At 70.1% G+C, this 15,031-nt stretch carries 13 protein-coding genes; 12 read left to right on the forward strand and 1 reads right to left on the reverse strand.

What is annotated here, in order from left to right; genetic code table 11:
- Positions 1–22: 22 nt before the first annotated feature.
- The 6 genes from ADL15_RS10410 to ADL15_RS10435 all read left to right on the forward strand — a co-directional run bounded on the left by ADL15_RS10410 (position 23) and on the right by ADL15_RS10435 (position 8,622).
- Positions 23–4,435: a HAMP domain-containing protein gene (locus ADL15_RS10410; protein ID WP_067687707.1), complete on the forward strand. Its 4,413-nt coding sequence runs from the start codon at positions 23–25 to the stop codon at positions 4,433–4,435.
- 86 nt (positions 4,436–4,521) lie between these two features.
- Entirely contained in the window at positions 4,522–5,070 is a 549-nt protein-coding gene (locus ADL15_RS10415; protein WP_067687709.1) for a response regulator, read from the forward strand.
- 94 nt (positions 5,071–5,164) lie between these two features.
- Positions 5,165–6,670 carry a pectate lyase gene (locus tag ADL15_RS10420; RefSeq protein WP_067687710.1) on the forward strand — a complete coding sequence of 502 codons (1,506 nt, stop codon included), beginning with the start codon at positions 5,165–5,167 and terminating at the stop codon, positions 6,668–6,670.
- 72 nt (positions 6,671–6,742) lie between these two features.
- Entirely contained in the window at positions 6,743–7,246 is a 504-nt protein-coding gene (locus tag ADL15_RS10425) for a SigE family RNA polymerase sigma factor (protein ID WP_067687713.1), read from the forward strand.
- Positions 7,243–8,055, forward strand: a complete 813-nt coding sequence (locus ADL15_RS10430) for a hypothetical protein (protein WP_067687893.1) — start codon at positions 7,243–7,245, stop codon at positions 8,053–8,055. Before ADL15_RS10425 ends, ADL15_RS10430 begins: the two co-directional genes overlap by 4 nt.
- Positions 8,056–8,118: 63 nt before the next feature.
- Positions 8,119–8,622 carry a GNAT family N-acetyltransferase gene (locus ADL15_RS10435; RefSeq protein ID WP_067687715.1) on the forward strand — a complete coding sequence of 168 codons (504 nt, stop codon included), beginning with the start codon at positions 8,119–8,121 and terminating at the stop codon, positions 8,620–8,622.
- On the opposite strand, the gene ADL15_RS10440 is transcribed toward ADL15_RS10435, so the two are convergent.
- A complete protein-coding gene (locus ADL15_RS10440; protein WP_067687718.1) occupies positions 8,596–8,922 on the reverse strand; it encodes an STAS domain-containing protein in 327 nt (108 codons plus the stop codon). The two genes, ADL15_RS10435 and ADL15_RS10440, sit on opposite strands and share 27 nt — an antisense overlap.
- A 124-nt stretch (positions 8,923–9,046) precedes the next feature.
- On the opposite strand from ADL15_RS10440, the gene hemL reads away from it, so the two are divergent.
- From hemL to ccsB, 6 genes are read left to right on the forward strand one after another with little or no spacing between them, the layout of a single operon-like run.
- The gene (gene hemL / locus ADL15_RS10445) at positions 9,047–10,390 is read left to right on the forward strand and encodes a glutamate-1-semialdehyde 2,1-aminomutase (RefSeq protein ID WP_067687720.1); all 1,344 of its coding nucleotides are present in this window, start codon (positions 9,047–9,049) and stop codon (positions 10,388–10,390) included.
- 5 nt (positions 10,391–10,395) lie between these two features.
- On the forward strand, positions 10,396–11,043 hold the full coding sequence (locus ADL15_RS10450; protein WP_067687895.1) for a histidine phosphatase family protein: 648 nt from the start codon (positions 10,396–10,398) through the stop codon (positions 11,041–11,043).
- Between the two features lies 1 nt (position 11,044).
- Positions 11,045–11,599 carry a TlpA family protein disulfide reductase gene (locus tag ADL15_RS10455; protein WP_067687722.1) on the forward strand — a complete coding sequence of 185 codons (555 nt, stop codon included), beginning with the start codon at positions 11,045–11,047 and terminating at the stop codon, positions 11,597–11,599.
- The gene (locus ADL15_RS10460; RefSeq protein WP_067687723.1) at positions 11,599–12,417 is read left to right on the forward strand and encodes a cytochrome c biogenesis CcdA family protein; all 819 of its coding nucleotides are present in this window, start codon (positions 11,599–11,601) and stop codon (positions 12,415–12,417) included. The genes ADL15_RS10455 and ADL15_RS10460 overlap by 1 nt, the downstream gene beginning before the upstream one ends.
- Positions 12,414–14,048, forward strand: coding sequence for a cytochrome c biogenesis protein ResB (resB, locus tag ADL15_RS10465; RefSeq protein ID WP_067687725.1), 1,635 nt, complete (start codon positions 12,414–12,416; stop codon positions 14,046–14,048). Before ADL15_RS10460 ends, resB begins: the two co-directional genes overlap by 4 nt.
- Positions 14,048–15,031, forward strand: coding sequence for a c-type cytochrome biogenesis protein CcsB (gene ccsB / locus ADL15_RS10470; protein ID WP_067687727.1), 984 nt, complete (start codon positions 14,048–14,050; stop codon positions 15,029–15,031). The genes resB and ccsB overlap by 1 nt, the downstream gene beginning before the upstream one ends.

Raw genomic sequence — 15,031 nt, forward strand, 5'->3', positions numbered from 1 at the left:
TTGAACAGCGAGTGAGGACAGCATGACTGCGGCCAAGGAAGCCAGCGTCGGCGGGCCCGACGAGACGGTTCTGCTCAGCGAGCTCGCGGAGGCGCTACGCCGGGTTCGGCGCGGCGATCTGAAGGTTCGGCTGCCCCGTCGCGGCGGTCTGGCCGGTTCGGTGGCGGAGGCCTTCAACGAGGTCATCTCGCTGCAGGAACGGCAGAATCTCGACCTCCGCCGGATCAGCCGGATCGTCGGCCGCGACGGCCGTCTCACCGAGCGGCTCGACGAGGAGGGCCTGGACGGCTCGTGGGCGGACAGCGTCCGTTCGATCAACTCGCTGATCGACGATCTGGGCCGGCCCACCACCGAGATCTCCCGGGTGGTCGGCGCGGTGGCGGAAGGCGACCTTTCTCAGCACATGGCGCTGGAAATGGACGGCCGGCCACTGCGGGGTGAATTCCTCCGGATCGGCCGCACGGTGAACACGATGGTGGACCAGCTGTCCTCGTTCGCCGACGAGGTGACCCGGGTGGCCCGCGAGGTGGGCACCGAGGGCGAGCTGGGTGGCCAGGCCGACGTCCGGGGCGTGGCCGGCACCTGGAAGGACCTCACCGACTCGGTGAACCTGATGGCGTCGAACCTGACCCACCAGGTGCGCTCGATCTCCCAGGTGGCGACCGCGATGGCCCGCGGCGACCTGTCCCAGAAGATCACCGTGTCGGCCCGCGGCGAGGTCGCCGAGCTGTCCGACACCATGAACGGCCTGACCGACACCCTGCGGCTCTTCGCCGAGCAGGTCACCCGGGTGGCCCGCGAGGTGGGCACCGAGGGCAAGCTGGGCGGCCAGGCCGAGGTGCCGAACGTGGCCGGCACCTGGAAGGACCTCACCGACTCGGTGAACTCGATGGCGTCGAACCTGACCAGTCAGGTGCGCAACATCGCGCAGGTCTCCACGGCGGTGGCCAAGGGCGACCTGTCGCAGAAGATCACGGTGGCCGCGCAGGGCGAGATCCTCGAGCTCAAGGACACCGTGAACACCATGGTGGACCAGTTGTCGTCGTTCGCCGACGAGGTGACCCGGGTGGCCCGCGAGGTGGGCACCGAGGGCCGGCTGGGTGGGCAGGCCCAGGTGCGTGGCGTCTCCGGCACGTGGCGCGACCTGACCGAAAATGTCAACCAGCTCGCCGCCAACCTGACCGCGCAGGTGCGGAACATCTCGCAGGTCTCCACGGCGGTGGCGAAGGGCGACCTGTCGCAGAAGATCACGGTCGACGCCCGCGGCGAGATCCTCGAGCTGAAGAACACCGTGAACACCATGGTCGACCAGCTGTCGTCGTTCGCCGACGAGGTCACCCGGGTGGCGCGCGAGGTCGGTTCGGAAGGCAAGCTGGGTGGCCAGGCCCAGGTCAAGGGCGTTTCCGGTACGTGGCGCGACCTGACCGACAACGTCAACTACATGGCGTCGAACCTGACCAGCCAGGTGCGCAACATCGCGTCGGTGACCACCGCGGTGGCCAAGGGTGACCTGGGCCAGAAGATCACGGTCGACGCCCGCGGCGAGATCCTCGAGCTCAAGTCCACTGTCAACACCATGGTCGACCAGTTGTCGTCGTTCGCCGACGAGGTGACCCGGGTGGCCCGCGAGGTGGGCACCGAGGGCAAGCTCGGTGGGCAGGCGCAGGTGCGTGGGGTGGCCGGCACGTGGCGCGACCTGACCGACAACGTCAACTCGATGGCCTCCAACCTGACCGGCCAGGTGCGCAACATCGCGCAGGTCTCCACGGCGGTGGCCAAGGGCGACCTGTCGCAGAAGATCACGGTCGACGCGCAGGGCGAGATCCTCGAGCTGAAGAACACCGTGAACACCATGGTCGACCAGCTGTCGTCGTTCGCCGACGAGGTGACCCGGGTGGCGCGCGAGGTCGGCTCGGAGGGCAAGCTCGGTGGGCAGGCGCAGGTGCGTGGGGTGGCCGGCACGTGGCGCGACCTGACCGACAACGTCAACTACATGGCGTCGAACCTGACCGCCCAGGTGCGCAACATCGCGTCGGTGACCACCGCGGTGGCCAAGGGTGACCTGGGCCAGAAGATCACGGTCGACGCCCGCGGCGAGATCCTCGAGCTGAAGAACACCGTCAACACCATGGTCGACCAGCTGTCGTCGTTCGCCGACGAGGTCACCCGGGTGGCGCGCGAGGTCGGCTCGGAGGGCAAGCTCGGCGGTCAGGCCCAGGTCAAGGGCGTTTCCGGTACGTGGCGCGACCTCACCGACAACGTCAACCAGCTGGCCTCCACGCTGACCATCCAGCTCCGCGCGATCGCCGAGGTGTCCACCGCGGTGACCCGGGGTGACCTGACCCAGAGCGTCGCGGTCGAGGCGCAGGGCGAGGTGGCCGAGCTCAAGGACAACATCAACCGGATGATCGTGACGCTCCGCGACACCACCAAGACCAACGCGGAGCAGGGCTGGCTCGACTCGAACCTGGCCCGGATCGGTGGCCTGCTGCAGGGCCAGCGGGACGTCGGCGAGGTCTGCCGCATGATCATGACCGAGGTGACGCCGCTGGTGGACGCGCAGCTCGGCGCGTTCTTCCTGGTCGACAACGAGGAAGCGGTGATGCGCCTGCGGCTGGCCGCGGCGTACGGCTACGTGGCCCGCGATCACGAGGTGACGTTCGGGCCGGGCGAGGCGCTGGTCGGCCAGGCCGCGGTGTCCCGCCGCACGATCCGGGTCCGGGCCACCCACGACGGCATTCTGACCATGCGGTCCGGGTTGCTCGCCATGCCGCCGAACGACCTGGTGGTGCTGCCGGTGCTGTTCGAGGGCGAGATGCTCGGCGTGATCGAGTTCGCGTCGGTGGCCGCGTTCTCCGGGCTGCACCTGACGTTCCTGGAGCGGCTGGTCGCCACGATCGGGGTGGCGCTGAACACGATCCAGGCGAACCGGCGTACCGAGGAGTTGCTGACCCAGTCGCAGCGCCTGGCCCGGGAGATGCAGGACCAGTCGGCCGAGCTGCAGCGCACCAACGCCGAGCTGGAGGACAAGGCCAAGCTGCTGAGCGACCAGAAGGCGAACATCGAGCTGAAGAACCGGGAGATCGAGCTGGCCCGGCTCGGCCTCGAGGAGAAGGCGCAGCAGCTGTCCCGCGCCAACACGTACAAATCTGAGTTCCTCGCCAACATGAGCCACGAGCTGCGCACCCCGCTGAACTCGCTGCTGCTGCTGGCCCGGCTGCTCGCGGACAACACCGATCAGAACCTCACCGACAAGCAGATCGAGTTCGCCCGCACCATCCACAGTGCCGGTTCCGACCTGCTGTCGCTGATCGACGACATCCTGGACCTGTCGAAGATCGAGGCCGGCCGGATGGACGTCGAGCCGGACGTGGTCGACTTCGACGGCATCCGCAGTTACGTCGAGCAGGCGTTCGCCCCGCAGGCCGAGGACAAGGGCCTGCGCTTCGAGGTGGAGCTGGCGCCCGGCCTGCCCGACTCGATCGTCACCGACCCGCAGCGGCTCCAGCAGATCCTGCGCAACCTGCTCTCCAACGCGGTCAAGTTCACCGACCACGGCTCGGTCACGCTGAGCATCTTCGCGGCGTCCCGGGAGTCCGACTCGGACGTTCCCTCGCTGGTCTCGGCGCAGAAGGTGGTGGCGTTCGCGGTCCGGGACACCGGCATCGGCATCTCGGACGAGAAACTGGCGATCATCTTCGAGCCGTTCCAGCAGGCCGACGGCACCACCACCCGCAAGTACGGCGGCACCGGCCTGGGCCTGTCGATCAGCCGGGAGTTCGCCGCGCTGCTCGGCGGCACCATCGCGGTCCGCTCGGTGGCCGGTGAGGGCTCGATCTTCACGCTCTACATGCCGGAGGCGCTGAGCCCAGACGCGATCCCGATGCCGGCCCTGCCCGCCGGGCTGCCGCCGGCCAAGGCGATCTCGGTCCGGCCGGCCCCGGCGCTGAAGATGCCGTCACTGATGGAGATGCCGTCGCTGGCCATGCCGCCGCGCCAGGAGGAACCGGCTCCGGCGAACCCGGCCGGCCGGCAGCTGGACGGCGCCACCGTGCTGATCGTCGACGACGACGTCCGCAACGTCTTCGCCCTGACCAGCGCCCTGGAGATGCACGGGCTGAACGTCCTGTACTCGGACAACGGGGTGGACGGCGTCCGGATCCTGAACGAGCATCCGGAGGTGGACATCGTGCTGATGGACGCGATGATGCCCGACCAGGACGGGTACGAGACGACGCGGGGAATTCGCCGCAATCAGCGTTTCCGGGACCTACCGGTAGTGTTCCTCACAGCGAAGGCGATGCCCGGTGACCGGGAGTCGGCCCTCGCCGCCGGCGCCAGTGACTACATCACCAAGCCGGTCGATCTGGACGAGTTGATCGAATTGATGGCGCGCTGGGTGAACGCGGAGACCACGGAACCGGAACGTGGCTGACCGAGTCTGATCTTCGGTCGCGGCTCTCGAGCCGCGACCGGGCACGGGCTGGTGAGGCGACGTCGGAAGGAACGAGGTGAGCACGCGTGGGTGAGCGCGCCAAAGCACTGCTGGTCGACGACCGGCGGGACAACCTGCTGGCATTGGAAGCGATCCTGCAGGGTCTGCCGGTGACCGCGGTCGCGGTGGAGAGTGGCGAGGCCGCGCTCAAACAGCTGCTGACCGACGATTTCGCGGTGATCCTGCTCGACGCGCACATGCCCAACATGGACGGTTTCGAGACGGCCAGCCACATCAAGCGGCGGGAGCGGACCCGGCACGTGCCGATCCTGTTCCTGACCGCGGCCGATCGGGACGCCCAGCTCGCCCTCCGGGGCTACGCGGTGGGTGCGGTGGATTACCTCACCAAGCCGTTCGACCCGTGGGTGCTGCGGGCCAAGGTCTCCATCTTCGTCGAGCTGTGGGTCAAGAACCAGCAGCTCAAGGCGGTTTCCGAGGCGACGAAGGAACGCGACTCGCAGTGGCTGCGACTGACCGAGACGGTCGACGAGGCAGCCCGGGTGCTGCGGGCCGGTGGCGCGGACGCGGCCACCGAGGCGCTCGCGCTGCTGGAGAAGGCCCGCTGGGGTAGCTGACCGCTCCATGTGACCTGGGTCACCAGAGGCAACGAAGTTGATCGCCCGCACCACAAGCGGTCGAAGCCTCATCCCCCAGGACGCTAGGAGCACCATGCGGCACGTACACCCCGACGACGCCCTCGCCGCGAGCCGTCGCCGCCGCCGGATGATCACGACCCTGGGCGCCGCCGGTGCCGCGGGTGCGGTCACCGCCCTGGTGGCGGTACTCGTCCCGAACGCCTCGGCCAGCACGTCGTTCGACGCGAACTTCGAGGACGGCGCGAGCGGCTGGACCAAGTCCGGTGGCACCTGGGCCGTGGTGACCGACGGCTCGAAGGTCTACCAGCAGTCCAAGACGGACAGTGAGATCGCCCGGGTGTTCGCCGGCGAGACCTCGTGGGCCGACTACTCGGTGCAGGCCAAGGTCAAGGGCGTCAAGCTGGGCACCGGCCTGGCCGGCGTCGCGGCCCGGGCCAGCGGCTCGTCGACCATGTACCGGCTGGCCCTGCTGGGCGCCGGCAAGGCCGAGCTGCAGGCGGTCAAGGGCAGCGCGGTCTCGGTGCTCGGCTCCGCCACGGTCAGCGGCCTGACCGCCTGGCACACCCTGCGGATCGACGCCTCGGGCAGCACGATCAAGGGGTACGTGGACGGCACGGCGATCGGCAGCGGCACCGGAGTGCTGCCCGGCACCGGCCGGATCGGCCTGATCACCAGCTTCGCGTCGGCCGAGTTCGACGACGTCGTGGTATCCCCGGTGGCGGCCGCGTCCGCGACGGCCACCGCGACGAAGACCGCCACGGCGAGCCCGACGGCGACCAAGACCGCCACGGCGAGCCCGACGGCCACCAAGACGGCGACGGCGAGTCCCACCAAGACGGCGACCGCCACGCCCACCGCGACCAAGACCGCGACGCCGACCGCGACCGCTACGGCCGCCACCACCTGGCCGACGGCCAAGGGTGAGAAGGCGGTGACCGCCACCATCGCGGTGACCGGCAGCTTCGACGGCGGCAACGTGCGCTACTCGGGCAGCGGCGCGCTCGGCACTGCCTCGCAGGACGAGGACCAGGGTCCGCTCTTCGAGCTGGCCGACGGCGCCACCCTGTCGAACGTGATCCTGGGTGACCCGGCCGCCGACGGCGTGCACTGCAAGGGCTCCTGCACGCTGACCAACGTCTGGTGGGAGAACGTCGGCGAGGACGCCGCGACGTTCAAGGGCGGCACCTCGGCGGTCTACACCGTCAACGGCGGCGGGGCCAAGGGCGCCGACGACAAGGTCTTCCAGCACAACGGCGGCGGCACGCTGACCATCAAGAACTTCCAGGTCAGCGACTACGGCAAGCTGTACCGCTCGTGCGGCAACTGCAAGACCCAGTACAAGCGCTCGGTGGTGGTGCAGAACGTGATCGCCACCGGCAAGGCCAAGGCGCTGGTCGGCATCAACACGAACTTCGGCGACACCGCGACGCTCTCCGGCATCACCGTGGTCGGGTCCGCGGACCTGAAGGTCTGCGTGAAGTTCAAGGGCAACAGCACCGGCGCCGAGCCGACCGAGGTCGGTACCGGCCCGGACGGCGTCAACTGCAAGTACTCGGCCTCCGACGTCACTTTCAAGTGAGGTAGTGGTGGCCGCCGGGTGCCAGCCCGGCGGCCACCGTCCGATTCCACCGCCGTGACCTGAAGGGTGCCGATGCGCGACGCCGCCTTCCACGCGTACTTCGAGCGGCACCATGACTCGTTGTCGCGGCTGGCGTACCTGATGACCGGGGACGCCTCGGCCGCCGACGACCTCGCGGCGGACGCCATGACCGAGGTGTGGCGGCACTGGGACCGGGTGCAGGCGGCGGACGACCCGGCGGCGTACGGCCACGGGATCCTGATGAACCTGGCCCGCAACTGGATCCGCAAGCGCAGCCGGGAACGCCTGTTCTCGCTGGAAGTGCTCAAGCGGGCACCGGAGTCGGACGTTCCGGTCGTCCTGGACGTGCGTCGCGCCCTGGCCCGGCTGCCGCACCGGCGGCGGGCCTGCGTGGTCCTGCGGTACGCGTTCGACATGTCCGAACGTGAGGTGGCCAGCACCCTCGGGATCTCCGAGGGCACGGTGAAGAGCGCGACCTCACGCGGAGCGAAGCAATTGGCCGAGATGCTCGGCGGCAGTCTGGCTCGAATCAACGGTTGGGAGGCGGCGCGGTGACGGTCACCGAGAACGAGCTGCGCGCGCTGCTGCGCGCCGAGGCGGCAGCACATCAGCCCGACCGTGTCGTGATCCTGAACCGGGTCACCCAGACGGCGATGCGGAACGAGGCCGCGGCCCGCGGGCGGGGTCCGCGGATCCGGATCGCCGGCGCCGCGGTCGCGGTGGCCGCGGTGTTCGGTGGTGGCGGCTTCGCCCAGTGGGCGCTGGCCGGCGGACCGGACGAGGACCGGCCCACGCCGCCGCCCCCGGCCGTCACCGCGTCGGTGGGCCCGGCGGTCACCGAGAACGCCACCCCGTCGCCGTCCGGCCCGGTCTCGCCCAGCACGCCGGCCAGCCGGTCGCCGGGCAGTCACCGGCCCAGCAAGTCGGTGTCGCCGTCGGCGGCCGCGCCGGCCACCTCGGCCCCGGTCACGGACAGTGCCACGATGGGGCCGCTCTGGTCCGACGGCTCGGTCGACGTGGGTGGCGACACCCAGGCCAGCAGCGTGGTGACGATCCGCACCACCGAGCAGCTGACCGCGCTCGAGGTGACCATCCGGGTGGCGAAGACCGCCGAGCTGGTCGCCCGGGGCGGCAGCCAGCAGGTGCCCGGCGCGAGCGTGAACAGCAGCGTCACCGAGGAGGCCGGTGCGCTGGTCTACCGGTTCACGCTCTCGTCGGGGGACACGCTGGCGGCGGGGACGTACACGTTCTTCGCGCGGTACACGTACGCGTCAGGTGGCCGGGATGCCGGAGCCGACGCCTACACGGCCGCCGCGACCAGCGGATCCGGCACCGCGCTGGCGGTCAGCGGTGCCTTCGGCTGAGGTGTTGTCCACAGCCGACGTGATGCCCGCCGGGCTCTCAGGTGGATGTGACAGCATCGGGGTATGCCCGACCTGACCGTGCGGGAGATGACCGCGGACGAGTTCGACGCGTGGCACGAGGCTGTCATGCGTGCCTTCGCCACAGCCCAGGCCGAGGCGGGCTCGGGCACGTTCGAGGAGAACCTGCAACGCACGCGGGATGGCCAGGCGGCGTTGCTGCCGCGCGGCCAGGAGACCCCGGGGATGATCTTCCTTCGTGGCGTACGCGGTGACGGCGCCGTGGTCGGCACGATGTGGATCAGCCTGGAGCACCCGCGGGGTTTCCGGGACTGCGCGTTCCTCTACGAGATCGCGATCGACGAGGAGTTCCAGGGCGCCGGGTACGGCCGGGCCCTGCTCACCGCCGGCGAGCAGGCCGTCCGCGAGCGTGGCGTGCCGGCGCTCGAGCTGAACGTCTTCGGTGACAACGCCCGCGCGATCGGGCTGTATACGACGGCCGGCTACCGGGTGGTCACGCAGCAGATGCGCAAGGACCTGAGGTCAGGCAGTGCTGATCATGAGGGCTGACCGGAGCCCGGTGATGTCGAGCACCCGCATCAGGAAATCGCCCACGTTGGCCAGTGCCAGCACGGTCTGGTTGTGCTGCGCCTTGCGGCTGAGCACGACCAGGGTGCCCAGGCCCTGCGAGTCGCAGAAGGTGACACCGGCCATGTCCAGCACGATGCGATTCGGTGATTCGTCGGCGAGCACCTCGTTGACGAGAGCAGCCAACTCGGTGACGGTGAGCACGTCGATCTCCCCGGCGAGCTGCATTGTCACCTCGTCGGGGGCGCGCTGAACCGTGATGGACAGCTCGGGTCGCTCCACGCCGGTCAGCCTATCCTCTTACTCGCCGATCGGCCCGTCGGGCGCGGTCGAACCAGGCTGTTCCGGACATCAACCGGTGACGTGAACAACCCTCTCAACATAGGCGACCGTGCCCGCTGACAGAATGGGAACCGCTGTGACCACGACATATCCCACCGCGGATCTTCCGTATCCGGAGGACGCCCCGGTCTCCCAGGCCCTCTTCGACCGTGCCCAGACCATCATCCCGGGCGGGGTCAATTCACCTGTGCGTGCTTTCCGCGCGGTCGGCGGCACGCCGCGCTTCATGGCGCACGGCAGCGGCCCGTGGATGACCGACGTCGACGGCCGGCGGTACGTCGACCTGGTCTGCTCGTGGGGCCCGCTGATCCACGGCCACGCCCACCCGGAGATCGTCGCCGCGGTGCAGAGCGCGGCCGCCCTCGGCACCAGCTTCGGCACTCCCACGGCGGGTGAGGTCGACCTGGCCGAGGAGATCGTCCGGCGCACGCCGATCGACGAGGTGCGGCTGGTCAACTCGGGCACCGAGGCCACGATGACGGCGATCCGGCTGGCCCGGGGCTTCACCGGCCGGTCGAAGATCGTGAAGTTCGCCGGCTGCTACCACGGCCACGTGGACGCCCTGCTGGCCTCGGCCGGCTCCGGGGTGGCCACTCTCGGCCTGCCCGACTCGCCCGGCGTGACCGGGGCGGCGGCGTCCGAGACGATCGTGCTGCCGTACAACGACGTGGCCGCGGTCGAGGCCGCCTTCGCCGCGGAGGGCGACCAGATCGCGGCGATCATCACCGAGGCCGCCCCGGGCAACATGGGCGTGGTCACCCCGCGCGAGGGCTACAACCAGCAGCTCGCCGAGATCGCCCACCGGCACGGCGCGCTGCTGATCGTGGACGAGGTGATGACCGGCTTCCGGGTGTCCGCGGGCGGCTGGGCCGGGCTGCACCCGGTCGACGCCGACCTGTTCACGTTCGGCAAGGTGATGGGCGGCGGCCTGCCCGCGGCGGCGTTCGGCGGCCGCCGGGACATCATGTCGCGGCTCGCCCCGGCCGGCCCGGTCTACCAGGCCGGCACCCTCTCCGGCAATCCGCTGGCCTGCGCCGCGGGCCTGGCCTCGCTGCGGCTCGCCGACGCGGACGCCTACAAGCGGCTGGACGAACTGGCCACCACGATCGGCTCGCTGGCCTCGGCCGCGCTGACCGAGGCGTCGGTGCCGCACCGGTTGTCGTACGCGGGAAACATGTTCTCGATCTTCTTCACCGACAACGAGGTCACCGACTACGACTCGGCGAAGACCCAGGACGCCGCGGCGTTCAAGGCGTTCTTCCACACCATGCTGGCGCGCGGGGTCTATCTCCCGCCGAGCGCCTTCGAGTCGTGGTTCGTGTCGACCGCGATCGACGACGCGGCGCTGGAGCAGATCTCCGCCGCGCTGCCACACGCCGCCAGGGCCGCTGCGGGGAGCCAAGAGTGACTGAGCTGACCAAGACCACGGTGCACGTCTTCCGCCACGGGGAGGTGTTCAACCCCACCAAGATCCTTTACGGTCGGCTGCCGGATTTCCACCTCTCCGAGCTGGGTCATCAGATGGCCAAGGCGGCCGCCTCGGCGCTGTCCGGCCGGGACGTGACGCACGTGGTGGCCAGCCCGCTGGAGCGCGCGCAGGAGACGGCCGAGCCGATCTCCGCCGAGTTCAAGCTGGAGACGGCGACCGACGTCCGGCTGATCGAGAGCGCGAACTTCTTCGAGGGCAAGCGGGTCTCGGTCGGTGACGGCGCGTTCAGCAACCCCCGGCACTGGTGGGTGCTGCGCGACCCGATCACCCCGTCCTGGGGTGAGGCCTACCTGGCGATCGCGCAGCGGATGTTCGAGGCCGTGCAGGCGGCCCGGGTGGCGGCCGAGGGCCACGAGGCAGTCTGCGTCTCGCACCAGCTGCCGATCTGGACGCTCCGGCGCTACGTCGAGGGCAAGCGCCTGTGGCACGATCCGCGCAAGCGGGAGTGCGGCCTGGCCAGCCTGACCTCGTTCCGGTTCGAGGGGTCCAAGGTGGTCGGCATCGACTACTCCGAACCGGCCGCGCACCTGGTCGCGCTCTCCGCCACCGCCAAGACCGCCAAGGGAGCCTGACGTGCGCCGTCTCCTCGCCGCCACGCTGGCCGCGGTCGCCCTGACCGGCGTCCTGGCCGGCTGCGGCGCGGAGAACTGGGCGAAGAAGTGCACCACCACGAACGGCGTGGTGGAGTGCGACGAGGCGGACCGGCCGCAGATCGGCGACGTGACCGGCGAGCTGCTGGACGGCACGAAGTACGACATCGCCACCGACCGCGGCAAGGTCATCGTGATCAACTTCTGGGGCTCCTGGTGCGCACCGTGCCGGGCCGAGGCGCCCGACCTGGAGAAGGTCTACCAGGGCGCCAAGGACAAGAACGTGACGTTCCTGGGCATCGACTCGCGGGACGACCGGGACTCGGCGAAGGCGTTCGAGCGGGGCCGGATGACGTACCCGAGCATCTACGACTTCGACGGTGACGTCGCGCTCCAGTTCGAGATCACCCAGACCACCACGCCGGCCACGCTGATCCTGGACCGCCAGGGCCGGATCGCGGTCGCGCTGCGGCGCTCGACCACCGCCGGTGAGCTGCAACCGCTGGTGGAACGGGTGGCCGCGGAGGTGACCGGCTGATGGACGACGCCTTCAAGGAGATGGCCGCCAGCGGCCCGCTGCTGCTGGCAGTCGGCGCGGCACTGATCGCCGGGCTGGTCAGCATCCTGTCGCCGTGCGTGCTGCCGCTGGTGCCGGGCTATCTCTCCTACGTCACCGGGTTGGCCGGCGCCGACCTGGAAGCGGCGATCGGCACCACCCGTCCGGAGCCCGCGGAGACCGGCGGCGGGGTCGCTGTCAAGACCCGGGTGGTGGCGGTGAAGAGCCGGGTGCTGGCCGGGAGCCTGCTCTTCGTGCTCGGTTTCACCGTGGTCTTCACGCTGCTCATCACGCTGGTGTCGAACGTGGTGTTCAGCCTGAAGACCAACCAGGACACGCTCAACCTGATCCTCGGCGTGCTGATCATCGGGCTCGGCCTGGCGTACCTCGGGGTGATCCCGGGGCTGCAGCGGGAGGCCCGGTTCAGCAAGCTGCCGGCGGCCGGCCTGCTCGGGGCGCCGGTGTTCGGTGCGATCTTCGCGCTCTCCTGGACGCCGTGTGTCGGCCCCACCCTCGGCGCGGTGATCGGCCTGGCCACCACGACCGGGCAGACCGACCGCGCGGTGATCCTGGCGATCGCCTTCAGCCTGGGGCTGGGCATCCCGTTCATCCTGTTCGGGCTGTTCTTCCGCAAGCTGCTCGGCGTCTTCAAGGCGATCCGCCGCAACAGCCGCTGGGTGACCCGGATCGGCGGCGGCCTGCTGATCCTGGTCGGTGTAGCCCTGGTCAGCGGCCAGTGGGACTACTTCCTGATCTGGCTGCAGACGACGTTCGACTTCGGCGCGGGGACACTGCTGTGACAGTCGTCGAGGACCGTCCGGCCACCGCCGAGGCGCCGCAGCCGCGCCGGGTGAACCCGCTCTGGGCGCTGCTGCGCAACTCGTGGCGGCAGCTGACCAGCATGCGTACCGCGCTGGTGCTGCTGTTCCTGCTGGCCGTCGCGGCGATCCCGGGCTCGTACTTCCCGCAGACCTCGGTGAACCGGGAGCGGGTGTCGCAGTACTACACCGCGCATCCGGACCTGGCGCCGTGGGTGGCCCGGCTGGGCGGCTTCGACGTCTTCGCGTCGGCCTGGTTCGCGGCGATCTACCTGCTGCTCTTCACGTCGCTGGTCGGCTGCGTGCTGCCCCGGCTGCGTGACCACGCCCGAGCGATGGCGTCGATGCCGCCGACCGCGCCGAAACGGCTGGAACGACTGCCGCAGCACGCTGCGGCGTCCACCCGGCCGGAGGACCCGGCCACCGCGGCGGCGAGCCTGGCCCGGACGCTGCGCCGCAAGCTGTTCCGGACCCGGGTGGTGAAGCTGCCGGACGGCGGGTTCTCGGTCGCGGCCGAGAAGGGCTACCTCAAGGAGACCGGCAACCTGCTGTTCCACTTCGCGCTGCTGGCCGTGCTGATCGGGGTCGGCTTCGGACACTGGTACGGCTGGCACGGCAACCGGCTGCTGGTCACCGGCGCCGACCAGGGCTTCTGCAACACCATCACGCAGTACGACGACTCGGCGCTGGGCCCGCGCGTGGACGCCGGCGACCTGCCGAAGTTCTGCATGCGGATGACCGATTTCGAGGCCACCTACCAGAGCACCGGCCAGCCCAAGTCGTTCCTGGCCTCGGTCGAGGTCAAGGAGGGCAACGGGACGTACCAGCCGGCCGACTTCACGGTCAACGACCCGCTCCGGCTGCACCACGCCAACGTGCACCTGATCGGCCAGGGTTACGCGCCGATCCTGCGCTACACCGACAAGTACGGCGTCAGCCAGACCAAGATCGTCCCGTTCCTGCCCACCGACGCCATGCAGACCAGCACGGGTGTCGCCCAGTTCCCGGACGTCAACATCGATCCGAAGACGAACCAGCGCGACCCCAAGCTGCAGGTCGGCTTCGAGGGCGTCTTCCTGCCGACCGGCAGCACCGACGGCAGTGCCACGTCGACGTTCCCGGCCGCGAACAACCCGATGCTCTACCTGGCGGCGTACCGCGGGAACCTGGGCCTGGACGTGGGCAAGGCCGGCTCGGTCTACGCCCTGGACCGCGGCCAGATCACCAACGGCGAGCTGAAGAAGGTCAGCGGCGAGCGGCCGTACGCGTTGAAGCCCGGACAGACCTGGACCCTCGACGACGGCAGCAAGCTGGAGTTCGTCGGCACCCGCCAGTTCGCCACGCTCTCCATCCGGTACGACCCGACGCAGACAATGGTGCTGGCCGGTGCGGTGCTCGGGCTGCTCGGCCTGATGCTCTCGCTCTTCGTGCACCGGCGCCGGGTCTGGTTCCGGGTGTCCCCTGCCGAGGGTCCGGACACCGGCGGTAGCGTGATCGAAGCCGGTGGTCTGCCCCGCACCGACTATCCGGGGTTCGCGGCCGAATTCGCCGCGCTGACCCGCACCGACACCGATGGCGGGCCCCCCGGACACGCCGAGGAAGGAACGCCCTGATGGCGAATCTGTCCGATCAGCTCATGGCCCTGGCCGTGCTGACCTACCTGGCCGCCATGGTCTGTTACGCGGGTGAGTACGCGTTCGGCCGCCGCAGCCGGATCGGCAAGGCGGCGAACCGCCCGGCCCGGCAGCTCGTCGGCGCCGGCGCGCCGGTGGACGCCGAGGTCCCGGCCGACCCGGCGGTGACCGAGCCGGCCGCCCCGGAGAAGCCGGGCCGCGGCGAGTGGGCCGGCCGCATCGCGGTGGCGCTCAACGTCGTCGCGCTGGCCCTGCACCTGGGCACCCTGGTCACCCGCGGCATCGCCGCCGACCGGATGCCCTGGGGCAACATGTACGAGTACATCGCCTCGGCCGCCTTCGTCGGCTCGGCGGTGTTCATGGGCGTGCTGCTGCGCCGCCCGGCCCTGCGGCACCTTGGCCTGTTCTCCTCGCTGGCGCTGGTGATGCTGCTCGGCGCGGCTGCGCTGGTCGCCTACACGCCGGTCGGCCCGCTGGTGCCGGCGCTGCACTCGTACTGGTTCATCGTGCACGTCTCGACGATCATCATCTCGTCCGGCATCTTCCTGATCGGCGCGGTCCCGGCCGCCATGTTCCTGATCAAGAACGGCTACGACCAGGGCAAGCGCAGCTTCCCCTACACGCTGGGCAAGCGGGTGCCGACGCCGGCCGCGGCGCTCGAGCGGCTGACGTTCCGGCTGCACGCGTTCGCGTTCCCGCTGTTCACGTTCGGTGCCCTGATCGCCGGGCCGCTGTGGGCCGAGGCGTCCTGGGGCCGGTACTGGGGCTGGGACCCCAAGGAGGTCTGGGCGTTCATCTCCTGGGTCGTCTACGCGGCCTACCTGCACGCCCGGGCCACCCCGAGCGTCAAGCGGACCGCCGCGACCTGGATCGCCCTGCTCGGCTTCGTGACGATGCTGATGAACCTGTTCGGCGTCAACCTGTTCTTCGAAGGGCTGCACAGCTACGCCAACGCCGGCTGA

The organism is Actinoplanes awajinensis subsp. mycoplanecinus, assembly GCF_001509495.1.
In the GTDB taxonomy this organism is placed as follows: Bacteria; Actinomycetota; Actinomycetes; order Mycobacteriales; family Micromonosporaceae; genus Actinoplanes; species Actinoplanes palleronii.